24 protein-coding genes and 1 riboswitch are annotated in these 26127 nt (G+C 39.7%); of the genes, 19 read left to right on the top strand and 5 right to left on the bottom strand.

The genetic code is table 11. The features are described 5' to 3' along the window. Positions 1 to 374 precede the first annotated feature (374 nt). A riboswitch (cyclic di-AMP (ydaO/yuaA leader) is annotated at positions 375 to 506 on the top strand. Between the two features lie 139 nt (positions 507 to 645). From ACZ449_RS12270 to ACZ449_RS12210, 13 genes are all read left to right on the top strand, one after another. Beyond that, complete coding sequence (locus ACZ449_RS12270; RefSeq protein WP_464261286.1) at positions 646 to 1413, top strand: 4-hydroxy-tetrahydrodipicolinate reductase; 768 nt, start codon at positions 646 to 648, stop codon at positions 1411 to 1413. A 476-nt stretch (positions 1414 to 1889) separates the two neighbouring features. After that, positions 1890 to 2483 (top strand): DUF1694 domain-containing protein, encoded by a 594-nt coding sequence (locus ACZ449_RS12265; RefSeq protein WP_464261285.1) that lies wholly within the window; start codon positions 1890 to 1892, stop codon positions 2481 to 2483. A 227-nt stretch (positions 2484 to 2710) separates the two neighbouring features. Further along, on the top strand, positions 2711 to 4282 hold the full coding sequence (locus ACZ449_RS12260; protein ID WP_464261284.1) for a ClC family H(+)/Cl(-) exchange transporter: 1572 nt from the start codon (positions 2711 to 2713) through the stop codon (positions 4280 to 4282). 322 nt (positions 4283 to 4604) lie between these two features. Then, positions 4605 to 4952: a hypothetical protein gene (locus ACZ449_RS12255; RefSeq protein WP_464261283.1), complete on the top strand. Its 348-nt coding sequence runs from the start codon at positions 4605 to 4607 to the stop codon at positions 4950 to 4952. Positions 4953 to 5084: 132 nt separating this feature from the next. After that, positions 5085 to 5366 (top strand): hypothetical protein, encoded by a 282-nt coding sequence (locus ACZ449_RS12250; protein ID WP_464261282.1) that lies wholly within the window; start codon positions 5085 to 5087, stop codon positions 5364 to 5366. A gap of 348 nt (positions 5367 to 5714) precedes the next feature. Then, positions 5715 to 6065: an ArsR/SmtB family transcription factor gene (locus ACZ449_RS12245; RefSeq protein ID WP_464261281.1), complete on the top strand. Its 351-nt coding sequence runs from the start codon at positions 5715 to 5717 to the stop codon at positions 6063 to 6065. Between the two features lie 211 nt (positions 6066 to 6276). Continuing rightward, positions 6277 to 7239 carry an MBL fold metallo-hydrolase gene (locus ACZ449_RS12240; RefSeq protein ID WP_464261280.1) on the top strand — a complete coding sequence of 321 codons (963 nt, stop codon included), beginning with the start codon at positions 6277 to 6279 and terminating at the stop codon, positions 7237 to 7239. Continuing rightward, on the top strand, positions 7236 to 8273 hold the full coding sequence (locus ACZ449_RS12235; RefSeq protein WP_464261279.1) for an epoxyqueuosine reductase: 1038 nt from the start codon (positions 7236 to 7238) through the stop codon (positions 8271 to 8273). The genes ACZ449_RS12240 and ACZ449_RS12235 overlap by 4 nt, the downstream gene beginning before the upstream one ends. Positions 8274 to 8526: 253 nt before the next feature. Next, a complete protein-coding gene (gene msrB, locus ACZ449_RS12230) occupies positions 8527 to 8979 on the top strand; it encodes a peptide-methionine (R)-S-oxide reductase MsrB (RefSeq protein WP_464261278.1) in 453 nt (150 codons plus the stop codon). A 159-nt stretch (positions 8980 to 9138) separates the two neighbouring features. Then, the gene (locus tag ACZ449_RS12225; protein ID WP_464261277.1) at positions 9139 to 10662 is read left to right on the top strand and encodes an AlkA N-terminal domain-containing protein; all 1524 of its coding nucleotides are present in this window, start codon (positions 9139 to 9141) and stop codon (positions 10660 to 10662) included. After that, complete coding sequence (locus ACZ449_RS12220; RefSeq protein WP_464261276.1) at positions 10659 to 11162, top strand: methylated-DNA--[protein]-cysteine S-methyltransferase; 504 nt, start codon at positions 10659 to 10661, stop codon at positions 11160 to 11162. Before ACZ449_RS12225 ends, ACZ449_RS12220 begins: the two co-directional genes overlap by 4 nt. 387 nt (positions 11163 to 11549) lie before the next feature. Further along, complete coding sequence (locus ACZ449_RS12215) at positions 11550 to 12119, top strand: TetR/AcrR family transcriptional regulator (RefSeq protein ID WP_464261275.1); 570 nt, start codon at positions 11550 to 11552, stop codon at positions 12117 to 12119. 177 nt (positions 12120 to 12296) lie between these two features. Beyond that, entirely contained in the window at positions 12297 to 12539 is a 243-nt protein-coding gene (locus ACZ449_RS12210; RefSeq protein ID WP_464261274.1) for a hypothetical protein, read from the top strand. Between the two features lie 257 nt (positions 12540 to 12796). On the opposite strand, the gene ACZ449_RS12205 is transcribed toward ACZ449_RS12210, so the two are convergent. After that, complete coding sequence (locus ACZ449_RS12205; protein WP_464261273.1) at positions 12797 to 13963, bottom strand: twin-arginine translocation signal domain-containing protein; 1167 nt, start codon at positions 13961 to 13963, stop codon at positions 12797 to 12799. Between the two features lie 167 nt (positions 13964 to 14130). Between ACZ449_RS12205 and ACZ449_RS12200 the strand changes: the two genes are divergently transcribed. After that, positions 14131 to 15282 carry a glycerophosphodiester phosphodiesterase gene (locus ACZ449_RS12200; RefSeq protein ID WP_464261272.1) on the top strand — a complete coding sequence of 384 codons (1152 nt, stop codon included), beginning with the start codon at positions 14131 to 14133 and terminating at the stop codon, positions 15280 to 15282. Positions 15283 to 15579: 297 nt separating this feature from the next. Further along, positions 15580 to 15969: a hypothetical protein gene (locus tag ACZ449_RS12195; protein WP_464261271.1), complete on the top strand. Its 390-nt coding sequence runs from the start codon at positions 15580 to 15582 to the stop codon at positions 15967 to 15969. A gap of 29 nt (positions 15970 to 15998) precedes the next feature. Here ACZ449_RS12195 and ACZ449_RS12190 read toward each other — a convergent pair whose 3' ends face one another. Then, entirely contained in the window at positions 15999 to 16733 is a 735-nt protein-coding gene (locus ACZ449_RS12190) for a zinc dependent phospholipase C family protein (RefSeq protein ID WP_464261270.1), read from the bottom strand. A gap of 311 nt (positions 16734 to 17044) precedes the next feature. On the opposite strand from ACZ449_RS12190, the gene ACZ449_RS12185 reads away from it, so the two are divergent. After that, positions 17045 to 17404 (top strand): MmcQ/YjbR family DNA-binding protein, encoded by a 360-nt coding sequence (locus ACZ449_RS12185; RefSeq protein ID WP_464261269.1) that lies wholly within the window; start codon positions 17045 to 17047, stop codon positions 17402 to 17404. A 33-nt stretch (positions 17405 to 17437) separates the two neighbouring features. Here the strand turns inward: ACZ449_RS12185 and ACZ449_RS12180 are convergent, their stop codons facing one another. Beyond that, a complete protein-coding gene (locus tag ACZ449_RS12180; RefSeq protein WP_464261268.1) occupies positions 17438 to 18325 on the bottom strand; it encodes a LysR family transcriptional regulator in 888 nt (295 codons plus the stop codon). A 123-nt stretch (positions 18326 to 18448) separates the two neighbouring features. On the opposite strand from ACZ449_RS12180, the gene ACZ449_RS12175 reads away from it, so the two are divergent. Next, positions 18449 to 19846 (top strand): sodium:solute symporter family protein, encoded by a 1398-nt coding sequence (locus tag ACZ449_RS12175; protein WP_464261267.1) that lies wholly within the window; start codon positions 18449 to 18451, stop codon positions 19844 to 19846. A 284-nt stretch (positions 19847 to 20130) separates the two neighbouring features. After that, positions 20131 to 21603: a PocR ligand-binding domain-containing protein gene (locus ACZ449_RS12170; protein ID WP_464261266.1), complete on the top strand. Its 1473-nt coding sequence runs from the start codon at positions 20131 to 20133 to the stop codon at positions 21601 to 21603. A gap of 88 nt (positions 21604 to 21691) precedes the next feature. Here ACZ449_RS12170 and ACZ449_RS12165 read toward each other — a convergent pair whose 3' ends face one another. Together ACZ449_RS12165 and ACZ449_RS12160 are read right to left on the bottom strand one after the other, a co-directional pair. Then, entirely contained in the window at positions 21692 to 23926 is a 2235-nt protein-coding gene (locus ACZ449_RS12165) for a HelD family protein (RefSeq protein WP_464261265.1), read from the bottom strand. Positions 23927 to 24382: 456 nt separating this feature from the next. After that, positions 24383 to 25213, bottom strand: a complete 831-nt coding sequence (locus ACZ449_RS12160; RefSeq protein WP_464261264.1) for a serine hydrolase — start codon at positions 25211 to 25213, stop codon at positions 24383 to 24385. A gap of 294 nt (positions 25214 to 25507) precedes the next feature. On the opposite strand from ACZ449_RS12160, the gene ACZ449_RS12155 reads away from it, so the two are divergent. Further along, complete coding sequence (locus ACZ449_RS12155; RefSeq protein ID WP_464261263.1) at positions 25508 to 26122, top strand: TetR/AcrR family transcriptional regulator; 615 nt, start codon at positions 25508 to 25510, stop codon at positions 26120 to 26122. Positions 26123 to 26127 lie beyond the last annotated feature (5 nt).

Genomic DNA, 26127 nt, shown 5'->3' with positions numbered 1-26127 from the left:
AAAAAAGCCTTGTTTCTATTGAAATCGGCGACAAATTTACACTCCTATAGAGATCTCACAACTGCATTTACAGGTCCTGATGGTTGATTACCTGTTCAGGACGGACTACATTTGTAGCTAGTTCTGACTAGGCTTATACGATATTTGCATGAATCGTCCATTTGGGAGAAAATATATTTTTTGCAATTAAATGGAATTAAATAAATTGACGATACTATAATAAATAATGTACAATATAGAAAAGTATAATTATGTTTATGGAGGAGCCTGTCACCAGAGGCTTCTCTTTGCCTTTTTAGAGATGACTTATGCGAGGAGGTTGGTTTCAAATGTGAAGGCGACATGTGATACGGCTATGGAGTTTTACTTAATCCATAAGGCAATCGCCGAGTTCCTTTTAGTGGAAGCGGGGGACCCGTTTTTGGGGTGAATCCTGTGAAACAGGTAGGGCAATTTCTTTCTGCCCGAATCCGTCAGCTAACCTCGTAGGCGTTGAAAGAGAAGGATATATTAGTCCTGCCAGTACTAAAAAAACAGTTTTTTTAGTGTCCTTCTCAAAGACTGATTTTATCAGTTAGGCTACCATCTTGCAGGAAGAAGGTAGCAAAAAACTAATGAATTGCAGTTTTTAAGGAGGAGTTAGTATTGAAAAAAATTAGAATTGGTATTTTCGGTTTTGGGAAAACGGGAAAAGTTATTGTTAATGAATTCTTGAATGACAGTCAATTTGCATTGACATGGGTGATTCGTAAAGGTTATGAGGACCGTCACAAATATGCAAGCCGATTGTTGGGATATGAGTTTGATGCAGGTAAGATTTTTTCTGTTGAGGATGTCGATAATGATTTTTTTCATGAAAGGCCAGTTGATGCCCTTGTTGATTTTTCGAATTCTTCAGGGGTTTATTTATACAGAAAGGTAGCGGAAGCAAGAATTCCAATTGTATCTGCTATTTCAAAATATGAACAGGAGGAAATCAATCTAATAAAATCCTTTGCAAAGTTTAATTCGATATTATATTCTCCAAACATTACACTAGGGATTAACGTTTTGATGGTAGCAGCTCAAATTTTGCAAAAAATAGCGCCTCATGCAGATATTGAAATTGTAGAGGAGCATTTTAAGGGAAAACGTGAAGTATCTGGAACGGCAAAGAAAATTGCGAAATTACTTGGTCTCAATGAGGAAGAACACCTAAATTCTATTCGTGTTGGTGGAATCGTTGGGCGTCATGAAATTATCTTTGGGATGCCCAATCAAACTATACGGTTGCAGCATGAAAGCATAAGTAGGGGAGCATTTGGTCAGGGGGCTATTTTTGCAGTAAAATGTCTTATTGGCCAACCCCCAGGATTGTATACTATGGAAACAATAATTGCTGAGATGTTTAGACAAAATATTCCGGTGTATTGATTTTACTTTAACGACGCTTTTGGCCTTTGGTAGCTAGATAATGCAGCAACCGAAGTTGCAATTTACGAATTGATTTATGATGGGAGCATATCAGTAAAAACAACGCTGAGGAAAGTAAAGTATTTGAACAACATCATAGAGCAAGACCATCAATTTATCTTAATCGCTGAGTCAAGACTCCCGCCTCTACAGGCGGCGTCAGTTCAGGTGGAGTAGACTCTCCACCTGAACCCCCAATGTTTCAGCTTTGCTGAAATGAGTTCACAACGAAAGGTTAAGCCAGTGCTGGAATTTAATAGTCTTGGGACTGTGGAGAAAACAATTTGCGGAATTGAGACTATGCATATGATTAGAAAAGGGCAGGTGGTGGGTCAAGTGTTTTTTTTGAAGGAATTGGTTTTTTATAAATAATTATTTATTGTAAAAACTATGAAGTGTAATACTGATAAACAGATTATAAAATGTGGGGGATTCCTATGGATGAAGGCATTCGATCGGAAGCTATAAGTGCGTGGGGACAAAAGGATAGGCTTGAAAAGGCTTTAATGGTTGGAATGCATGGAATAACAGAATTTAAGCATGATGAGAAAGTGTATTATTTAGGTGAGTTTAAGGAAAATGTGATTAGACTGCTCTCCAAAAAGCAAGTGTCTGAGGCAGTTATTTATCCGGAAATAATTCAAGCTTTAAAAGATAAAAGAGCTACCACGATGATGATGGATGGAAGCATTAGACTCTGCTTTATTGAGAAATATAAAAAACTAGCTAGAAAAATGAATAAACTTTGTATAGTACGTAGTGATCCAGAGTTTAAGGGGTCAACAGGATTAATGGTGATCAGTGACGACGTAGTAGACATGCCTGTTATAACTGTTGAAGAGCGGAGCGTTCGGTTAAAACGACTCGGGATGTCTTCTGCCTTAATTAATTCAGTTGGTAAAAAAGTGTGTAAAAAATGCTTGAAACAAATTTTGAAGTTCGCTCCTCAGGAGGCTTCAAATTATAATGAACTTACTTTTTTAGATCGTATTAGTGGAGACCGTTGCCCAGTTCATCAAGTAACGAAATAAAGCAATGCATTCGTCTAGGCTGGATGCATTGCTGTGTTGACAGTCAGATTGTGTATTGGTCTAAATTAACGGAGTTAATGACAAGTCCTCCAAAAAGAGAATTTTTAGTTGACAATATTCAAACCCAATGACAAAATAAAGTGTATTGCATGTGGCATGGATTTCATATTGATATATAATGTTATTATCAAGGCCATACTGCAAAGTTTATCCAGAGGAAGTTTTTTATGCATACACGTAACACAAGTAAATTTTATTACGCTTTAACTCATTGGCATGATTTTCGTCTCAAACTATTTGGTGAAGGCATTTTAATTGGTGCTATTACCGGAGTGATTATTGTATTATTTCGCTATTTACTTGAGCAAGCGGAACTATTGCGCAGTATTATCTATGACCATCTGAATGCTGGTTCTTGGCTGCTTACAGTATTGTGGTTTGTTGGTTTACTAGGTATTGCTTATATACTAAACTGGATTGTTAAGACAGAACCTATGTCTGCAGGTAGTGGTATTCCACAGATAAAAGGCATTATATTGGGTTTGATGAAGATGAACTGGCTACGAGTAGTAATCAGTAAATTTACTGGCGGTATTCTGGCGATAGGCGCTGGATTGTCTTTAGGTCGCGAAGGTCCGTCAATTCAGCTTGGTGCAGCTTTAGGACAAGGTATGAGTCGACTGTTCGGCAGGACAAGGATGGAAGAACGTTATCTGCTGACAAGCGGAGCCAGCGCCGGATTGGCAGCAGCTTTTAATGCTCCTTTGGCAGGCGTAATATTTTCTTTGGAAGAACTGCATAAAAATTTCTCTCCAACGGTGTTAATGTCTACGGTAGCTGCATCCTTGACTGCAACTGTAGTATCGCAGAGTTTTTTTGGAGATAACCCTGTATTTGACTTTTCGGGACTACCTATTTTTCCTGTTCGTTATTACGGTTTGTTAATTATGCTTGGCATTATAACAGGGCTATTGGGGATTGTATTCAACCGAGTATTAGTAAAGAGCCTAGACTTTTATGGAAAACAAAAGTTATTATCCGGCATGAACAAAGCGGCATTTCCATTGGTTATTGCTGGAATATTCGGATTCGTCTTGCCGGATATTCTTGGCGGCGGTAATAATTTAGTCGCTGACATAGCCTCCGGCAAATTTAACCTGACAGTATTGAGTGTACTCCTAGTAGCCAAATTTCTATTTACAATGATTAGTTATGGTTCAGGTGTCCCAGGCGGTATTTTTTTGCCGATGTTAGTTATTGGTGCATTAACAGGAGGCGTATTTAGCGAGGCTATTATTCAGCTTGGGGTAATGGATTCCTATTATGGCACAAATATTATCGTGTTAGCTATGGCTGCATATTTTGCGGCTATTGTGAAAGCACCAATTACAGGCAGCATTTTAATAATGGAAATGACTGGTTCTTTTGATCATATGCTTTCATTAATTGTCATATCCATGACTGCCTATCTTGTTGTCGATATTGCCAAATCCAAACCCATTTACGAAGAGCTTCTGGAACGTTCTCTTACTTACTGTGGCAAATCGCCAGCACATATTGTTTCCCAGAAACGTATGCTTATAGAAGTCGTTGTTTGTATCGGGTCGAAACTTGATGGTAAACAAGTAAAAAATATTAACTGGCCGTTGCATTGCCTGGTGGTAAGTATAAAACGCGGCGAGATAGAACTGGTACCTAAGGGAGATACCAGGATAATCACCGGTGATTATCTGTATGTAATGGTAAACGCGGATCAAATACCGAAAATTCACGAACTTACGGGCGAATGCATACCATAAGGGACATGTTTGTATCGGTCCTGATGATGTGAAAATAGGTCTTGAATTTATTTGTGAAATAATGTAATATATTATTATATTACATTATTTCACAAATAAGAACTACCAACTTGTTTCTATTGGTAAGTTGTTAAGCGAAAATATATGTTAAATATGCATGAATTATGTAAATGAAAGCTAGACTGATTAATAGCTTAATGTATAGAAATAAATATTGTAAGTAAGTTACAGGTGGAGTCTGCACAAAGGGCTTCATCTTTTCTTTTTTTAGAATAATAATGTGATTCCAAAGAAATATATGTCAAATATAGAAGGGATTACTATGAAATTTATCGGGGCTGTTTTATTTTTCTTAATGCTGAATGGCACGGCTTATGCAATTTCTCCGGTTACGATTGATGTGATCAAAGAGGCGCAACATTATGGACAGAGTCATGTGCATAGCCAACAAAATGATTTTTTGCGACCATGGGTATCTTATGAGGAAAAAGCTGAGAGACTTAATGAGACTGTTGAACATTCATGGTTATATACACCTTTTCTATTAATAGCTACAGATGCCCGAGAAAAAAGCTTGAGGGGACAAAACGCTGAATTGGCGGACAGTGAAAAAATATTGAACGACTATGCTGGGACGTCAGGTTGTGCGAAAACCATGCATTCCTTTTAATATTCACCTAAAAGTGGGGAATGAATGGCGTTTTCAATCTAATTTTATCTTCTCGAAGCCTCGACCTAGACAGTTTTTGATGCTAAAGTGGAGAATGAAAATTAGTGATTTCTGTTTTCGCACAGTCTGACGTTGAGTTTTAGTGTTGTTTTATTTGGAACCGAACCGCATTTTGGACAAAAAGCTAAGGTAATGCTCGAACAGGATAAGAAAATTATTAAAGCTTATGAAGTTGTAATTCCACTGGAAGCGGAAAAGATTTCCTGGAATTCTAATAAGTCAGCTTATAGGCTACAGTGCTATTTTTATTTTTGGGATAAGAAAGTTGCTCGCGATAAACCAATGATATTATCGATTGTTACTGGTGACAAAAAGGAACATCATTTTTATTTTGCTGCTGCAAATATTAAATAAGGCAAAAGGGTTGAGGGTGAATCTTGTGCAAGAAGCTAATAGTTATCAATGGTACAATGGGTGTTGGCAAGAGCGCGGTATGCAGACAGCTGCTTAAGAAGCTATATCGCACATTCATCTTCCTTGCCATATGTTACAAACTAGTATATTATACAATCTCAGCTTTCGCAAATCCAAACTGAACTTAATCCAGCAGCCTTCTGAAGTTGAATTTATAAATGAAATTATGGGTATAGCATTTCTAGTGTTCGCTGAACAGAAAAAGAAGAAAAAATTATTGGTGGAACTTGACAAATAGATTATATTTATAAGATAATAGTTATAGACTTATAGTTAAGAGGTATATTAGTGAAAGACCATTTAAAAAACATGGCTGAAGTCCTTAAATCCCTTGGTGATGAGAAAAGATTAAAAATAATAAAAATGCTTGTTTCGAATGTTAATGAAGTTTATTGCGTTTCTGATGTGGCTCAACAACTTGGCATCTCTCAACCTGCCGCCTCTCAACACATAAAGATTTTAAAGAATGTTGGGATTCTTGAGGAGAATCGAAGGGGTTTTAGAGTCTTCTATACAATTAATTTGGATGTATTGACTGAATACAAAAAGGATATAGATGAACTGTTTAAGAAAGCCTTTGAGAAATGTCAATATGATTTCTCTTGTGATAAATGTCCTTATAATAACAAGTGTCAATAATCAGAATATATTGTCTTGACTATAAGTGTATACTTATAGTCTTATGGATAGAGGAGGGTACTGCATGAGCTAATACATAATTTCTACAATCTATATAAATCTCTGATGAATCGTTGCCTTACTTATGCATAGCTTACAAAAAATGTTTTTAATTTGCACGGCTCTTTGAGTCTAAAGTATTTATAAAAATCAGGTAGAGGTGAAGATACTTATGAAAAAAGAAAATCCATTATTAGAGGTTGATGAAGTAAAAATAACGATAATCATGGATAATACAATCGACGCATTTATGACAGGTAATGAAATTGTACATAGATTTAATATGTCTAAATCCCCACTTATTGCAGATGATGGTTTTTCAACACTTATAGCAGAGCATGGTTTTTCAGCGATGATCCAGGTTAAACGTGGAAATAAACAAGCAACTGTATTATTGGATGCAGGTATGAGTCCCAATGGTATCTTACATAACATGGGTGCCTTGGGAATTAACGTAAACGATATGCAAGCGATTATACTCAGTCATGGTCATGCTGATCATACTATGGGGTTACCTGGTCTAATTGAGAAATTAGGATCACAACAAATACCTCTAATTTCTCATCCTGATGCATTTTTAGAAAGAAAGATTATAATGCCAGGTGGGTATGAAGTGAATGTTTCGGCCCCCCAATTAACCGCTTCGCAACAGGAGAAAATTGCTTTTGTTAAAAAGACCGACCCAACCCTTCTAGTTGATAACATGATTCTCGTTTCCGGTGAAATTGCTCGAACTACAGATTTTGAAACAGGGTTTCCTGTCCACTATACAAAACGTAAAGACCAATGGGAAAATGATCCGTTGATAATGGATGATCAGAGCATTATTGTGAATGTTCGAGGACAAGGATTGGTTGTAATTACAGGTTGTTGTCACTCTGGAGTTATCAATACCATCCGCTATGCTCAAACTCTGACTAATTGCCAACAAGTTTATGCCGTATTAGGTGGTTTTCACTTAACGGGTGGGATATTTGAAAAAATTATTCCTGCAACAATTACTGAATTGCAAAAAATTAATCCAACTTATTTGATGCCTGGTCACTGCACTGGTTGGTCTGCTATCCACCAAATTGCTCAAGCAATGCCTAAAGCATTTATACCAAACAATGTTGGTACTACATTAGTATTATGATAAATGTTAATAATATCGAAGAATTAATTAAAAAGAAGGCTTTGGAATTAGGTTATGAAGCCTGTGGCATAATAAAAGTAGAAGAAATGAAAAGTTATGCCGAAAAGCTTAATGAAAATGTCGAACGTTTTCCGGAATTGAAATCTATCTATAAAAAACTACTCTACCCATATGCCGTACCCCAGGAATCCCATGAATGGGCCAAATCAATCATTATTTGCGTTAGCCGGTATGGACAATACAAACTTGATAATATTAGCAGCCAGATTGGTAAACATTATTGGTTTGATACCAGGAAGGATAAGAATACTGAAGAGTATAATAATAGGATTTTGTTTGATAATTATTTAAATAGTTTAGGGCTAAAGGCTTTTAGAGATTCAGTAGGCTTTGGAACAACTGCCTACAAGTGGGCGGCACAGAAAGCCGGACTTGGAGTCATTAGGAAAAATAGCCTGTTCTATACCAAAAAAAGTGGTTCTTGGGTGATTATGGACAGCTGGTTGGTTGATAAAGAAATGGAATTAATAGATACTCCTTCTCTAAAACCCTGCCCTGACGCTTGCACTAAATGCCAAGATGCCTGTAAAACCAAAGCTTTAAAGCCTTATGCTGTGAATGCCCATAAGTGTATAAGTTTCTTAACCGGTATTGCCGATGATTTGCCGCCGGAGGAGTTAAGAGAAAAAATAGGCGGCTGCATTTATGGTTGCGATGCCTGCCAAGATGCTTGCCCCATGAATAAAAATTGTTTAAGCGAGGAAGAGGAGTTTCCGGATGTAAACAAAATAGCTGAGTACATGTCTTTAGAAAATGTATTTAATCTAGACGATAAAATTTTTAGAGAAATTATCCAGCCAAAATTTTGGTATATCAGAGAAAAAAATCGTTGGAAATGGAAAGCTAATTCTATTATTGCAATGGCGAATAATTTCGAGGCTAAATACGAGAAATATCTGAAAAACGCTTGTGATGATGAACACGAAAAAGTAAGAGAGATCGCTAAGTGGGCTTGCACGAAGTTGGGCATTTAATTAGCGCCCCCTTACGTTTAGGGGGCGAATCTTAACGTAAAACAACTAATTCTGCGTATCGGTATCGAATAAATGGAGACTTAATTCAGACGGCGTTTTGACGCCGCCTGAATTCTAGTCGAAATTATCCAGGGACTTAGCCGCTCTTACTCCCGCTTATAGAAGCGGGAGTTTTAGAGCGGTTTAGTCATCGGATAAATGAATCGGAGCTGTTGTCCAATTGGGACGGGATAGCATAAGGAGGAGGTAGTGTATGGACAGGAATCAGGGTGCTATAAATAATAGTGAGCTGTTAAAAAAACGTTTGAATTCGCTTCAATTTGCCGTAACTCAAGAAAATGCTACTGAACCGCCTTTTCGTAACGAATATTGGGATAATACACGCGAAGGCATTTATGTTGATATTGTGTCAGGAGAACCGCTATTTTCTTCATTAGACAAATTTGATTCTGGCTGTGGTTGGCCAAGTTTTACAAAACCAGCAGATGAAAAGAAAATACGGCAAGCAGTAGATTCAAGTCATGGTATGGTTCGTACAGAAGTGCGCAGCAAAAAAGCAGATTCACATTTAGGACATGTATTTACTGATGGGCCACAACCTGGCGGCTTACGTTATTGCATCAATTCCGCCGCATTACGGTTTATTCCTAGAGAAGATCTAGAGAAGGAAGGCTATGGAGATTTGCTGATATTATTCGAAAAGTAATTTGCTTATTACCGACAATTTGCTTCCACAGAATAGAATTGACTCAAAGAGAAACACGATTTTCTTCGAAGCAAATCAAGAAGAATTTTATCCATGTCCGAATACAGCCAGTATTTTTTGTCGTTCACTGTTATAATGAGTCTTGGGTGATGGGAAAGCATGATGCAAACAGAAATACCAAATTTGCTTTTGGATAGTAAAGCTTGTTATGCCGCCATGCAGGCTCGTGATGTCCGATTTGATGGACGTTTTTTTTGCGGAGTTTCTTCTACTGGAGTATATTGCCGACCAATTTGCCGGGTAAAACTTCCTAAGGAAGGAAACTGTACTTTTTTTATTAGTGCCGCTGCGGCAGAAGCAGCTGGTTACAGGCCTTGCCTTAGATGCCGCCCGGAGCTAGCTCCAGGTTCGGCACCAGTCGATTCGACAACTCGATTGGCGCGAAGCGCCGCCTTGATTATGGCGGAAGACTATTTGACCACTCGCAAGATTTCGGAATTGGCAGCTAAGCTCAAAATAACTGATCGGCACCTCAGACGAGTCTTCTTTGCTGAATATGGCGTATCGCCAAGTCAATATTTTAAGACGCAAAAATTGCTTTTAGCTAAAAGCTTGCTAACAGATACTCGGCTTACAGTGACCGATGTGGCGTTAGCTGCAGGTTTCGGTAGCATTCGCAGATTTAACGATTTGTTCAAAAAATATTACCACCTTGCACCAAACAAACTTCGAAATAAAGGTCGAAGTATAGAAAAAAACAATGACGGAATTACATTGTTTTTGGGCTATCGACCACCGTATGCTTGGGATAGTCTGCTTTCTTTTTTTGCAATTCGGGCACTTCCGGGGGTCGAGAGTGTGACCGAAAACGCTTACCGCCGTACGGTAGCCATCAAAAAGGGTGGAACGTTCTATTTCGGGTGGATTGAGGTAGAAAATATACCGAAAAAAAACGCCCTTTCTGTGACCATTTCGGCAAGGTTATTGCCGGTTTTTTCTCAAGTATTGGCTAGAATTAGGTTGCAATTTGACCTGAATTGCAGCCCTGAAATAGTATACGAAAAGCTTGTGGCGATGAACGAGGTTGTGCCAAATATCTGTGTGCCAGGAATCCGGGTGCCAGGATGTTTTGATCCGTTTGAAATGTCGGTACGAGCTATTTTGGGGCAACAGATAACTGTTAAGGCAGCTGGTACATTGGCTGCACGATTAGTTGCTGCCGTTGGTCAAAAAGTGGATACTCCATTTTCAGAACTCCAGTATACATTTCCTCAACCGGATAGATTTTGCGCCATGGAAGGCCCGATAGAGAATCATCTGGGACCACTTGGTATAACGAAGACCAGGGCTCGTTCAATTTTGGCCGTGGCCACGGCGGTGACGAATAATTCTATCACACTTTCTTATAGTGCTAATCCGGGAGCTGTGATGGAAAAACTCTTGAAGCTCCCGGGAATTGGCCCATGGACAGCCCAATATCTTGCACTTAGAGCTCTCGGTTGGCCGGATGCTTTCCCACATACTGACTATGGAGTAAAAAAAGCGCTTTCAGATCGTTCGCCACAAGAAATATTGCAATTGTCGCAGAAATGGAGTCCCTGGCGTTCATACGCGACTATTTTGCTGTGGGACTTTCTTACCCAAAACCTTGAAATTGAGAAAGGGAGTTGTTGTAGACATTGATTTACACGTGTTCGATAGATACCCCTTTAGGGGCGATGACTGCCGCCTTAAAAGATGAGGCTCTCGTTGGTTTGTGGTTTATTGGGCAAAAATATTATCCTCGCCAATTGAACGAGTGGATTTACGCACCCGATCACCAGATTTTTAAGGCTCTACGAAACTATCTTGCCGATTATTTTGCAGGTAATTCCAGAACGTTTGATGGTCGGCTTAATCCTCAAGGATCTCCGTTCCAAAAAATGGTCTGGAATATTCTGTTGACAATACCGCTGGGACAAGTTACTACTTATGGACAAATTGCCAAGTGCGTGGCTTTGAAACGGGGCTTAACTTCAATGTCCGCCCAGGCTGTGGGTGGGGCTGTCGGGCATAATCCTATTGGAATTTTGATTCCCTGTCATCGAGTTGTCGGATTTGATGGAAACCTGACTGGTTATGCTGGTGGATTGGATAAGAAAAAGGCCCTGCTGCAAATTGAAAAGGTAAAGCTTCTTGTGTAACCAGTGTGGCACCACCACCTAAGTTAGGACCAACCATGGTCCCCTCCATAAATTGAAGTTCCTCCATCCTCACATAATTTGCATCTTTAGAATATTATAGTGTAGATGCACTAGGTACATACCAAATACGAAGGAGGAATTTGAATGTTTTTTGATGGCAACCGAGAAATTTGGTTTATCGTATTGATTATTAGCCTATGGGTACTCTTATTCCCAGATCTTGATACCACTTGCAGTTAAGTTTTCTGACAACGTTTGTTAATTGAGTCAAGAGTCCAGCTAACTAAAGTCAATTTTCCAATTACTCCAGTTGATAGATTATTATATATATGCTATGATTAACTCGCCTGACCTTGGTCAGGCGAGTTAATCTTTTTGGAGGATTTTATGTCCGAACATAACTTAATTAAAATAGCTATTAAGCAATTTTTACAATTCGGCTATGAAGGAACAAAACTAGCGCATATTGCTGAAGAGGCTGGAATGAAAAAACAGTCGCTATATTTCCACTTCAAAAATAAAGATGATTTATTATTACAAGTTAACAAAAAGGTAATTGAAGAGGAAATTAGTTTTTTACAATTATTTTTCTCTAAAAACATAGATTTGTCATTAAAAGATACACTATACTTTTTACTGCTTGACTATAAAAGGCGCTATCTTACTAATGACAACAATGGCTTCATGTTCTTATTAACTTTCATTCCTCCGGATTCACTACAGAACTACTTTTTGCAAAATTACCATTTGTTCTTAAATCATTTAAAAAATTTATTACAACCGAAATTTTTGGAAGAGGCAAATTTACGCATTAACCCGGATGACGGACCAACTTCATTTATTACATTATTGGATGGTTTATTCACACAACTGATTTTTGAAACACCAAAGGACTTTGATAATTCATTACGCATATTCTGGGACATTTACTGGAATGGTCTTATCAAAAAAAAATAACAGAAAAAGCTGGATGAATAATATGAACCAGAGTTATGTAGCCATCTTTCAAACGGAGGGGGTTTATGGTTTGGAAATCTTTTATGTAAGGTTAATGAAAATTTTACATAGAGTTAACTTGTATCCATAGTAAATGGTTTACACTTTTCTTAAGGTGAAGAAAGGATGATACAGGCTATGGCTATTTGGCAGATTGAGTTAGATAACCGAGATGTTGTTCAATATCGTCGAAAGTTGAAGAGCCGGGGCTTTATTTCTGCAAATTATTTTTCTTCTAATGGTTTTGATTTAACAAAAATGAGAAAGCTGGCTGGTGAGGGTAAACTGGATGCTGTGCGATGTATTATAGGACAATCCGTCAGGTGGTATTATGCCGAAGAACAAGCGGAATTTGCCCGACTTAAAGGGCAGATACGCTGACCTCATATCAAAGTATTGTTAACACATCCGGGTGGGCCATATTATTGCGATAAAGATGATAGATACTAGGGATAATTGATATGCGCCAACAATGGATGTTACTGATATGCTGTAACGTCAAAAATGCCGTCACCTTGACACATGTCAATTGGTGACGGCATTTTTGGCGCTTACGAAATAAATAAGTTCCCAGTTAGGTCATTTGAGGTAAAGTAAACTGTATTAGTGGTAACTACAAACGGCTTCATCAAGTCTCCTTACGGTGTTACAATGGACTTAACGGTATTAACTAAAGCTGTTTCGCCTTCATTTGTCCAAATTAAGTATAATTGCTCAAGTGTAGCTTGGGAAAAAACGTAGTTGCGTAGGGTATAGAATTTTTTAGTCTCCAGGTCTGCGGGTGTCAGACGGTACTCTTTTTGGGCAATTTCGCCTAGTTTAGCAATCATCCATTTGGCCGCAGGTACGGTAAATACCCAATCATGGTCGCCTAAATGCGTGATAAAACCCTCAACGTGCCGCGGTTGAGGGAGCGTCTGACCATCATCGGCAAGCAGCCCCAGAGAAACAGCATTTTGATTGGCGAGAATAGCTGCGGCAGTAAGCCAATTCACTACGTCCTGTTCGTCGTTATTGGTTCCGGGATGGTTGTGCGCGCATGCTTGTGCGATAATCACTTCTGTCGGGAATTGGCGGTGGATAAGTTCAGCCAGACTGAGTATATGGTGTGAACCAGTTCCCGCAATAGAGTATTCGGTTCTGGAGGCACCATTTTTCTGCCATTGAAAAACCCATGGTTTGTGCAGATCATGAAGTGTCTGGGCTGCAATGACAACATCACGGTTCATTGATGTTCCATAAACATCCTTATAGGCTTGAAAAAAGCCAAGCGCCGCCTTAACATTAATCGCCACATGAGTAGCTAGCCCGCCGGGATAGGAATGATGACTGGTGTAACCGCTGCCAGGTGCCGCATAAAACGGGATTACTGTATGGCTAGTGTCTTTGCATGGTGGTAAGAATTCGTCATAAGAGGCCGCCTTTTTGAGGTAATTTGCGGCAACTAATCGCTGTTTGACTTGCTCTTTTTCGATATCTGTCGGATAAAGTTCCATGAGACGCGGGGCCGGGTTTTGCAAAATCTCGACAGTTGTGCGACGCAGACTTGCATTGTCAATGGTTTTAGCAGTTTTTACTAGGAATTCAAAAGCTGCCTTAACTTGAACTGACTTTTCTGCCATGCTTACGGGGTCCATGGCAAGGCAATCCTGAAACGAAATGGTAGTAACATTCATAGGCATAGTTTTGGCTGTCGCCGGAAAAGGAATGGATGTTGCGGCCAACGTAGCAAAAGCTCCTGCTGACATTTTAAGAAAATCACGCCGGTTACAATTGTGGGTTAAGCTATCATTCTGGGTTGTCATGTAGATCCCTCCAATAGTATAAGCTGATTCTAGTGTAGTCGATTATTTTTCCTTAATTGTTAAATCCAGTTTAAATTAACATTAAAATAATACAACCTTAATATATTACTTTATTTACCAGGATAAAATATAAAGGTAATCAATTATAAAATTTTAGGAGGTTCAATATGAATAATTACAAATGTTTCTGGAAGCGTTCTCTTATGGTCGGTCTAGCTGCAACCTTATTGGCGTCGGGAAGTTGCATTATTAGCAACGGCAATGCTCAAGCAAAAGCGATACCTCAAATCTTTGATTTTGAAGCTCATCGCGGTGGGCGGGACGCTCGACCGGAAAATACCCTGTTCTCCTTTGCATATGCGATGGAGTTAGGTGTGACTACGTTAGAAATGGATATGCAAATGACTAAGGATGGCCGCATTGTAATTAGTCATAATCCGTATATGAGCCATAACTTGGCACAAGACACTAGTGGAAAGTACGTTGAAAACGGCAAGTATGACATTCGAACAATGGCTCTGGATCAAATAACGCAATTTGATGTTGGAACCATGAATCCCGCAGCCGGTGATTATTACGAAGGACATGGAAAAACGCAATTATCAGTGCCGGGGGCTAAAATACCTACGTTAGAAGAAGTGTTTGATTTGGCTAACGCCTATGGAAACGACAAAGTACTGTTCAATATTGAGACTAAATCGTATCCGGACCAATCATTTCCAGAAGCAAAAAACAGCCCTGATCCGGCAGTGTTTGTGACTAAAGTATATGAAATTATAAAAAAATATCATATGGAAGAACGGGTCATGTTACAATCCTTCGACTGGCGAACTTTAAAAGAGATGAGAAAACTAGATCCTAAGATTACCCTAGTAGTCTTAACCTGCGAACAGCCATCATGGGGACCTGACAGCGTATGCCGGCAAGTAGGAAAACCGGGAGCCTCTCCCTGGATGGCCGGTCTTGATATTGATACATTCAATGGTAATTACATAAAAGCTGCGAAAACTATTGGTGCTGATGTGGTATCCCCATACTGGGAAGAACTATCAAATGAAATGGTGAATGAAGCTCATGCTTTGGGAATGAAAGTAGTACCTTGGACTGTAAATAACCCGGGTAAAATGAATATGTTAATCGATATGGGAGTAGATGGTATAATTACCGACAAGCCCTGGGTGCTGCGTGAACTACTTATCAAGAGAGGGATACCTGTAGCTGAGCCAACAGTAAATAATAACAGTCCATATCATACTGGTATCGAGATAGTTGTGGGAGAGGCAAAAAAATTGAGTAAGGGCGGAGATTCAGCCGAGTAAAATACTTATAAAAGCTATTAGAAAAAGATTGGGATAAAAAACAAGAAACGCACTCGCTGTGCGTTTCTTGTTTTTGTGGCAATACAGATATTCTTCTCAAGTCAGAAGCTACGTTAATGGTTGTCTTCAATTGTTAAGTTTTGGTTAAATTATTCAGTTGGGTGTATGGGAGACAGGATTATAATAGCTTTTGTTGAATCGTGACAAAAAGGAACAGATTGGTCTATATCCCAAAAGTTGTGTTTTATCAAATTTTGTAAGAATTTGATGTTCTCCAAAACGTTATAAGGAGGGTAAATGATGGTTTCCGAAACAGTGATCAACAAATCAGATGATCCGACAAAAGATATGAAGCAATCAACAAAAATTGTTTTTACTTTTCTTCAAGACATGAGAGTATACGGCAAAAAAATAAAGAAAGTAGCCGATGCGGCTGAGAACGAGATAGAAAAGCTTGATAGACAAATAAAAAAAGCACAGAAGGAACTGAAGAAGGCAACTGCTTCACAAAGTGATAATCCGAATAGTAAAAAAGTAACCAAAATCAAAGAATATGAGTTGCAGCTAAGAAAACGCCGTAGAGAAGAAATGGTAAAAGTCCTGTCACAACTGCAGGAAGAATTTCAAAGAAGTCAGGAAATATTAATAAAATTAAAATCGAATATATTTCAAAAAGATGTAGTGTGAATATACTTAGCATAATAACCCCCACTCGGCTAGGAGTGGGGGTTATTATTTGTAAAATTATAAAGGGAAAAACTATGTATATTGCTTGCGAAAGCTCGAAATAAGCCTGCAGTCGTTCTTTGAGCTAGGGGAAGTAAAACGTCTGCGGCCTTGTAATAAAGGGTATCATCACCCGCATATCGAACCCAGTCAAAAAAATCAGCGGCGACATGAGCATTGTTAATGATAAGAGAGTGGGGCGGTAGTCCCTCCTGGTATATACCCTTTGTTGTTACGGCAAATTTACAGCAACGCTCTTGAACCCATACTTCAAACTGCTTATGTCCATTGAACAGTTTAGCTCGTGCATGATGAGGAACGCATAGGTCTTGGAGTAGGTGTGCTGCTGCTCCTAAGGAAAATACGGCTTTTTTCAAGTTGTTTTGTGTGGCGTATTGTAAGGCTAACCGATAGTACATGTCAAAGTTCTCGATAGCATTGGTGAAGTGCCACATTCCTTTATTTGTACAAGGTTCAAAGTAGTGATGTATGTTCTTCCAATCCTTATCAGCCCAGTACACCCCAGCGTTGAGTTCTGATAAATAATGTGCAATAAAATCTGAGAATTGTGAGAAACCATCATTTTTCATAATGGAAAGAGCTTGACGATTACAAAATTCATGGGTTAATCCTGGTTTATCAAATATGTTTTGAAAGGGAGATATAGCTGCCAGTACGAGGTGCAGGCAAGTTTCCACTGGTGGCTGTTTTGTAGTATTAATCATATTTCTCTCCTCAGAAAACTATTTTGTCCACATTTCATGAGAGGAAAAGTCTGTCATAACTGCGAACAAGGGACCTCTTAGATTAAAGTAAGGATCTAGGATCATTGTAGCAAAGCGGGTGGTAAGTGCTGTTAAGGCTGTGTTATCTTAAAGTTAAATTTTATATTCCTAAACTGGTTTGGTAATTTCCTGGTTCAGATATACTGAATATTGGGAGTACATAATAAAGGATTACTATCAACTTCAAACGAACTATTTATTGAAATCAACCGAGAGAAAGAACTTAGCATAATGATGAAAGGAGAACTGATTTGGATTCCAAAGATCTTTTTTCGTATTGCCTAACTAAACCGGGCGCCATCGAAGATTATCCTTTCGGGCCCGATGTCATTGTTATCAAGATTGCATCAAAAATGTTTGCCCTACTATCACGTAGGAACGGCCAAGATAATCTCTCATTGAAATGTAATCCTGACTATTCAGAGATACTAAGACAACAATATCCAAGCATAACACCCGGGTACCATTTGAATAAGCGTCACTGGAATACGTTAATTCTCGATGGTAGTATCCCAGAAAGAGAAATAAGAGATTTAATCGATCATTCTTATGATCTGGTTTATAAATCACTTCCCCGGAGGGTGAGGACGGGATGCCAGGGAGACTGGTGATAGCACTTACCGGGAAAAAATTCCTAAAGCTACTTATATATCAAAGGTATATTTGTTACGAGATAAACCCAAGAAATGCTGAGCAACAGCAGACATATGCCGCTTCTTTTCCCATATCATAGCTGTCCTGCTCATTATGGTTGGGTCGGTAATTACTTTATATACTAAACTGCAGTCAACCAATATGTTGGCCGCAGACTGCGGCATGGGAGCAACACCCATGCCACTTTTTACCCACATTAAATCCTGTATTAATTCGTTGCTTGTGCAAATTACCTGTGGGGTAAAACCTGCTTGCCCACAGTGTTCTTGAAATAGTTTTATATATCGACGCTGCAAAATTAATGGAATGTCAACAAGTTCATCCCATCGTACATGAGTGGGACTATCGCCGCAAATGTAACCGTTTTGGTTCATAGCAATAACTAATGGTTCACTAGGTAAACTAATAAAGTTATAGGTTTCTTGGTCAAAGTCCCCACGGATGAAGCCAATCTCAATAACGCCCACATCAAGCAGTTCTAAGATTTGATAGCTATCGCCTTCAAATAGTTGATAAGTGATACCTGGATAATCAGCATGGAATTTTTTTATCCATTTTGGCAGTAAAATAACTCCTGATGTAGTAACTGTACCAATCGCCAATGTACCAGTTAGACACGACGTCAAGTCGGTTATTTCTTGAACCGTGTTATTAACAATCTGCAATATATGCGTTGCTCTTTCGTACAGTAAGCGGCCAGCTTCGGTTAATTGAATTCGTCTGCTTCCGCGCGAAAATAGCTGAGTGCCAAGCTCATCTTCCAGTTGCTTTACTTGTCGACTGAGCGGTGGTTGAGCTATGTGCAATTTTCGTGCAGCATTTGTTATGTTACCTTCCTCGGCAACAGCACAAAAATATTTGATATCCCGGATATCCATGTCTTATCCTCCTGGATTCATACCTTTTTGATATAGCATCCTAACCATATATGTATTTTTAATCTAATTGTATCATTAGTATAATCACATATAAAAGGTATCAATTTAGGAGGGGCAAGTTACGTGGTATTTTCTCATATGCATATATTCAGTTTAATTTTAACATTGCTTGCAGTAGCGGCAATCGGACTATATTCTGCGCGCAAGGTTAAATCTGCGGCCGATTTTGCGGTCAGCGGCCGCTCGTCAGGAGTTGTACTTATATCAGGTACCATTACAGGCACTATTATCGGAGGTACAGCCACTATCGGCACTGCTCAGCTTGCCTATTCAATTGGCCTATCGGCCTGGTGGTATACCCTCGGTTCTGGTATCGGATTTATTATTATGGGTTTATTTTATGCTCGACCGCTTCGACAGTCAGCTTTAGAAACAATTCCGCAATTTCTTGTACATCATTACGGGGAAACGGCTGGTCCAATCGCCAGCCTTATTTCCTCTATCGGAATATTTTTTGGTATAATGGCCAGCCTTCTGCCAGCGGTAACGCTAATTACCGCTATTTTTAACGTTTCAACCTTTACTGCAGTTTGCATCTGTATAGTTTTGGTTGTTGCCTATGTATTCTTCGGTGGTGTATGGGGAGCAGGCCTTGCAGGCATTCTTAAGCTCATAATCATTTATCTAACGTTAGCGATATCAGGTGTAATAACTTGGTCAGCTATGGGCGGATTAACTGGCATTGTTTCTACCTTTCCTGTTTTTCCGTGGTTTAGCCTTATTGGGCGCGGCGGATGGTTGGACGTAGCTAGTTTGCTATCTCTAGTTGTGGGAATTCTGTCAACGCAGACCTATATTCAGGCTATTTATGCCGCACGTGATACGCAGACCGCGCGGACAGGTTCACTTGTTGCCGCGGCTATGACGATACCGGTAGGCTTGCCTTCTGTCCTGGTTGGCATGTATATGAGTCTACACTACCCCAGCATTGCTCCAATCGACGCTCTCCCGCTGTTTATCATTAACAATTTACCGGACTGGCTAGGTGGACTTGCAATTGGTGGTCTTATTTTATCCACGGTGGGATCTGCTGCTGGTCTTGCGCTAGGTATAGGGACGATGATTTCACGCGACATAGTGTCCGGTATTTTTCACTACACAAACGATTGCGGCCTATTATGGATTAATCGTGGTTTTGTGCTGCTTATTGCTTTTAGTGCCGCCTTTTGTGCCTTCGGCAACATGAATTCGCTAGTTTTAGAGTGGGGTATTTTATCGATGAGTCTGCGTGGGTCAAGTATTATTTTACCACTGTCATTTGCCATATTCCTCCCTGGTAAACTATCATCTCGCTGGGCTATCTATTCAATGCTGCTGGGTGCGGTCATCGCATTACTGACAAAAATACTCTACTCAGGCGGCCTCGACCCGTTATTCTCCAGTTTGTTAGCCAGTATGGCAGTTATATTAGTTGGAGTAATAAAAGATGCAAAAAAACATACCGACATACTGGATCAATAATATGTAGTCTAATTTTTCCTGGGGGGGACTATAATGAGACCCTGCGGCTTATGCACTGTATTTTTCGGAGTTTCGATGGTCTTGCTTTTTTTTACGAACTTAAGTGTATGGTGTCAGTATTATAGGCGGTGCACATAATTAGGAAGATTTTCAATTGGTTTTGTTAAATATATAGGTTTTTCTTTGATTTTGTAGAATTTATAAACAATACTATGCTAATAACGATTCTGGGGAATTACGTTGCCAAGAGAGGTGGTGTAGAGCACTTGAGGACAAAGAAAGATATGGAGAAACAAACAATTCCTATAAAGCAAAGACGTTCTTTATTGGAAGTTATCAATATCGACGAACTGCGTGATGTATGTGAAAAATTCACACGGTTCACAAATGCCGTGACAGCAATTCTTGATTTGGAAGGAAACATTATTCTTGAAACAGGCTGGCAGGAAATCTGCACTTGTTTCCATCGCATTCATGCAACAACACTGTCCCGGTGCCGAGAAAGCGACACCATTCTTGCGAGACAGTTGCGTTTAGGCGAGTCTTTCACGGTTTATAAGTGTAGAAACGGCTTGGTTGATGTTGCCATGCCCATTCTGATTCGCGATGAACATGTAGCTAATTTTTTTATAGGACAGTTTTTATTTGAGGTGCCTGATAAAGAGTTTTTTATCCGACAAGCCAACGAGTATGGCTTTGACCAAAGTCATTATCTTGCAACGCTAAGCAAGGTGCCCATTTTTTCAGAGGACTATATAAAACAAATCATGGAGTTTATCTCTTCTTTGGTGCGCACAATCGGCGAAACAGGCCTTATACGGCGGATGCTTGAGGAAACCAACCAACGGCTTGAACAGGATATTATCGAGCGTAAGCGAGAAAAAATAGCCCTGCAAGAAAGTGAAGAGCGTTTGCGTTTCGTCTTAGAGGGTAGCCGCCTAGGATTTTGGGATTGGAATCTTGTAACTGGCGAAGTGAACCGAAATCGTCAATGGGCGGAAATGCTGGGTTATTCATTTGAAGAAATACAATCTACTACGAAACAGTGGGAGGATTTCGTACATCCGGATGACCGTCTCATGGCTTGGCAGTCTATCAACAATCACCTCAAAGGAAAGACTCCTCTTCATGAACTAGAATATAGAATGTTCGCCAAGGATGGAACTTATAAGTGGATTAATGATCGGGCGATGGTTATGGTGAGAGACAAGGAGGGCAATCCCCTCCGAATGAGCGGCACGCATACCGATGTCACTGATCGAAAAAATGCAGAAGAGAGACTCTTGTACTATAGCAATCATGACCTTTTGACAGGGCTTTATAACCGTGCGTATATTGATGTTGAACTTAGCCACGCTGCCTGTGGAAGGCGCTTTCCTATTGGCATTATTGTCGGAGATCTGGATAATTTGAAGTCAGTGAATGATACTCTGGGACATGCTGCAGGAGATTGGCTTATAAAAAGTGCAGGCGAAATTATTGAAAAAGCTTGTCGTGCTGAAGATGTGGTTGCTCGTACTGGCGGCGACGAATATGTCGTGATCCTTTATGAGATCGAGGCGGCAGCGTTTTCTACGGTGGTAGCAAGAATCCGCGCGAAAGCGGAGTGGTTTAACCAGAAGCAAACGGGTCCCAATGTGGAAATTTCCCTTGGCGCAGCCCTTGCTATGACCGAGGAGGAATTGAAAGAGGCTCTGAAAAGAGCCGATGATGCGATGTACAGCGATAAACGTTTGCGGAAACTGTTTCCACGTTAGGCCCCGAATAAAAAAATAATCAAGTTTATGGAATCACATTCAAATGGAACCCCCTATAACATTTTGACGTTACAGGGGGTTCCATCGTTCAATCAGTAATGGTAGTATATAATTTCCTGTTAACCTGCCGCAAATAAGGAGACTGATTTCCCGTATAAAACAGATACAAACGATGCAAAGCCCGAGTACAGATTGTATATAGAATATTACCATCCTGCTCTTGGCTATAATTAGTAGCATCTGTGTTAACTACAAGTACAGCATCAAACTCTAAGCCTTTAGCCAGATAGGAGGGGATGACAACAATTCCGGTAGGAAATTTGTCGTCCTCTTTAATTATTAGGGTAGCTGTGGTAGATTTTTTTAACTTAGGATAAATCACGAGAGCTTGAGTTGCATTTTTAGTAATAATTCCAATAGACTTCAAACCCTCACTCTGAACTGTTTGGATAATGCTAAGAAGGGTAGCAGCTACATCTTCATAATTACTTATTTGAACAACTGTAGGTTTCGGGCCAGGACGATTGATAGAAAGACTCTCGCCGGCACTTGGTAATAGTGCCTGGCAAAAAGCCTGAATGGCTTGGGTTGAACGGTAGCTTTTGGTTAAACGAAAATGCAAGATTTGCTCTTGGCCCAGGATGTTACTGGCTTCAGTAAAACTTGCTGTGTTAACAAAAGGCTGGATTGACTGTGCGGGATCCCCGACAATTGTCCAGGAACTGTTGGGGAATAACTGTGCTAGAATTTTGTATTGAAAGGCCGAATAATCTTGTGCCTCGTCAATTACAACATGCTTAATATCTTGTTTGACAGGAAAACCCTGTACAACACCCTGGAAGTACAAAAAAGGTGAAATGTCTTCATAGGGAAGGATACCCCTGTTAAGAAGCTTACGTGTCTGTGATTTTATCGCGCCCCAATTGCCGGGAATAGGCGTGTCGGTAACTGTGAATAATCTATCATCAGAAAACAGGGCTGCATATTCTGCTAAGGCATCCAGTGTTGTCAGTTTTTCGACACAATCGGTAATGGGTTTTAGCTCGCTTCTTGCCTGGATTCTGGCCAGTGCCCTGATCACCTTTTCATTGACTTCTTCACCGGCTTCAGTGATTTGTGCGATCTTTTCACGCCGAACCTCGTGGATGAGATCATGCATTCGTTTTTGGATAATTGTTCTGATTTTTTCGAGACGGATTGCCGGCGGCATCCTGCTAAAGCTATTTTGATAGTAGTGCTGCCATTCGTTTTGGCCAAACAGTATTTCGCCCCGCGCTGTGATAGACGGGTGTTTATTGATCCAATCTGTTGCCAGCCAATTAAGATAGTTGGTTAAAACCTCATTAAAGAGTTGTGATGATTTAAAGGTGATAGTAGCTGCCCGTTGTTTGTTGGCATTAGAAACCAGCATGTGCTCAAAGTAATCTGTACGGGTTTCAAGGCGCAAGGGGATATGGGCGGCAGACCTGGTGGTGTAGTCCTGAAAAGTCATTTGTACAACGTTTGCTTCGCCTATTTCCGGCAAGACGTTAGAAATATAATCACTAAAAATATAGTTAGGGGATAGGATTAGTACATTCTGGGAGGTTAGTTTTTCCCGGTTCTGATAAAGCAAAAAAGCTATGCGGTGCAAGGCTACCGATGTCTTGCCACTGCCGGCCGGCCCCTCCAAAAACAATACCTTATGCTGCTCATCGCGGATAATCTGATTTTGATCCCGCTGGATGCTATTAACAATAGTATGCATCTTTTCATCGACACTTTTAGCTAGTAGTTCTTTGAGGATATCGTCATCAATTGTCAGGTCAGAATCAAACATATACTGGATGTGCCCATCGGCAATCTTGTATTGGCGCTTGAGGTTGATAGTCCCCTCGATTACGCCTACAGGGCAGGTGTAAGCTGCATCACCAAGGCCGTAATCATAGAACATGCTTGATACCGGGGCGCGCCAATCGTAGACGAGAAAATCACCGTCTTCAGTAGCCAAGCTGCCAATTCCAATATAGATTTTCTCCGTATCATTATAATGAGCTTCAGAAAAGTCAATCCGACCAAAGTAGGGGGACTTCAGCATTTTGATTAGATGACGGGTAGTTCCCTGCGAATGTTTGGAAAGCGCGCGCTGGCGATTCATGGTCTCGATATGTTGCGCTTCATCTATAGAACTACCGCCGCCACCATTCCAGTAATCCTGGAGAGAATTATTGAGGTCATGCTGATGGCATCTGGAAACTTCCTTGTTTTTCCGTATTTGTTCTTGTACGTGCCGGAGCGTTTCGGCGAGTCGTGCCATTTCAAATTGCTGTTCCTGTTGGTTCATGGTTCCTCCTCAATGAATTAACATTAAACCTTATTTTCGTTTCGTACTTTGGACTTGGTTGTAAGTCAAAAGCTATATTTGCGGTAGAGATATAGTTATAGTTACTTGCTCTTACAATATTATTTGAATTTATCTTTAGTCACTATGAGCTAAGACAGTCTGGGAAAAAGTGTTATATGATCATCTCTGTGTATTTGTCAGAGGTGCTTAGGAAAAACAAAAAGCTCTTTGCCTCATAACCGAGGCGAAGAGCTTTTCTTCGCTATACCACCCGATACGACATACCAATCTCGCTATCATTATCCTTAAATATAGTATAGTACTACTTATTATTATATGTATTTATGAAAAATTTGTAAAGTGCAGGACTTAAATGTGAATGTTAGACGAAATTTGACATAGATCTGCATTCGTGCTCGTAGAGAGAATAACTATTATGTGATTGTCTAGAGAAAATTATTTAGTGCGAAGCAAGTTATAAGCTTTTGCCGAGATATTGGCAATAAAGTTACTGGCATACGGCGTAGGGCGTCGAGTGGATGTGTAGGAACTAATTAGTATCTGATCACGCCCGTCATCGATAATACCAACATCACATAGTACCTCAGGTAATTCGCCTACTTTATGAAGTACTTTGATATTTTGCATAAAACGAGGGATTTCTTCCTTGAAAATTGTTTTAGATAATTCTTCTTTTAGAATTGACGAAAATTCTTTGCCGAGATAGGCTTCGTTATAAATTGTTTCAAAGACAACTGCCATTTCAGCGGGTGTTGTGACGCTATGGTAACCATATTTAGTAAATGCTTCGCGACTATGTATTCGCGTATGGACAAGCTTAAGATCTGCTAATACGCGAGTAAGGGCATCAGGCCTTTTTTGTGCAATATCGTCTAATAGTTCATAAAAGGCAGGATTGTCACTGATTACCAGCATTTTTTTTATGTTGTTATCATAACGCTTTTTATCAGTGATCGAAGCTTCAGAATACAAGTATTTGTAAACAGCAAGTGAAACCAACAGCTTATGAGTTGATGCAGTAGGGAAAATGGAATCTTGGTTGAAACTGAAGGTTTGCCCAGTCTTTAAATTCTTAGCATATAAGCCGGTTTTACCATCAAACTGATTTAGTCTATCATGAAGCTGTCTATTCCAATCTGGTTGAGATGGTGACTGGTTAGGCGGTGTAGTTGGTTCCGGTTTTGACTGTGGAGCATTGATCGTTCCGCAAGCGCTTGCAGTAAGTAAAAATAGCAACACAAATATTGTTGTTACTGTTTTTAGCACTTATATCACCCTGTTTTAGTATGATGCAAATAGATGCAATGTATCCGCGAAACGGTGCTAATTTTAGTGGCGAGATGCGTTAAATTTGTTTGAAATTGCAAAAAGACTGATGACTTTCCTGAAAAATTTCAGCTTTTAGTTAAAAGAGTTCATTATCCGTCTGTTCAGAATACGAACCAGTAGTAGTAACAGTTGTTGACAATTAAAGCAAGAGGATGGATAATAAATATACACTCAGTGTAAATATGCACTAAGTGTATATCCTGCAAATTAATCGTTTTGGGGGAGTGACCAATGGACGGTCTGGTTGAAAGAAAGAAAAAGGAGATTCGCGACAGGATCATTGCCGTGGCAGGTGAGTTGTTTAAACAGCAGGGCTTTGAAAACACGACTATGGATCAAATTGCAGCCAAAGCTGTTGTAGCTAGGAAAACTTTATATAATTATTTTCCATTCAAAGAAGCCATTGCAGATGAATATGTTCGGAGCATATCCAAAGATACTGCCCAGGAGACGCTGGAAACACTTTCTTGCCTACCTGACACAAGATCCCGATTGATAGCAGCCATTAATAATCGCTATGAGTTTCTGGAGTTGAACCCGGAGATTTGCGGTATTGCTTTAATGTACCGTATGAAGATTATGTTGCAGGAACCTAATCACAAGTTTGAGCCGAGTGGCACCCAGAATCTTATTATGGATATTTTATATACAAGTCAAGAAATGGGAGAAATCAACTCTGACATCTCTATAGAAAGAATATTTGGCTTTATTGATTACATGCGTACTGTAATGGTACTAGATTGGCTAAAAGATAATACCCGAGTAAATCTTCGTGAGGAAACCGTTCGACTGGTGGATCTGGTACTATACGGGGCTTTCAGTCATCAACCCCCGAAAACGGAATAATCATT

The sequence above is a fragment of the Desulfosporomusa polytropa genome (genome assembly GCF_055380075.1).
The sequence above is the reverse complement of the archived record's forward strand: the minus strand, read 5'-3'. Positions and strand labels throughout refer to the sequence as shown.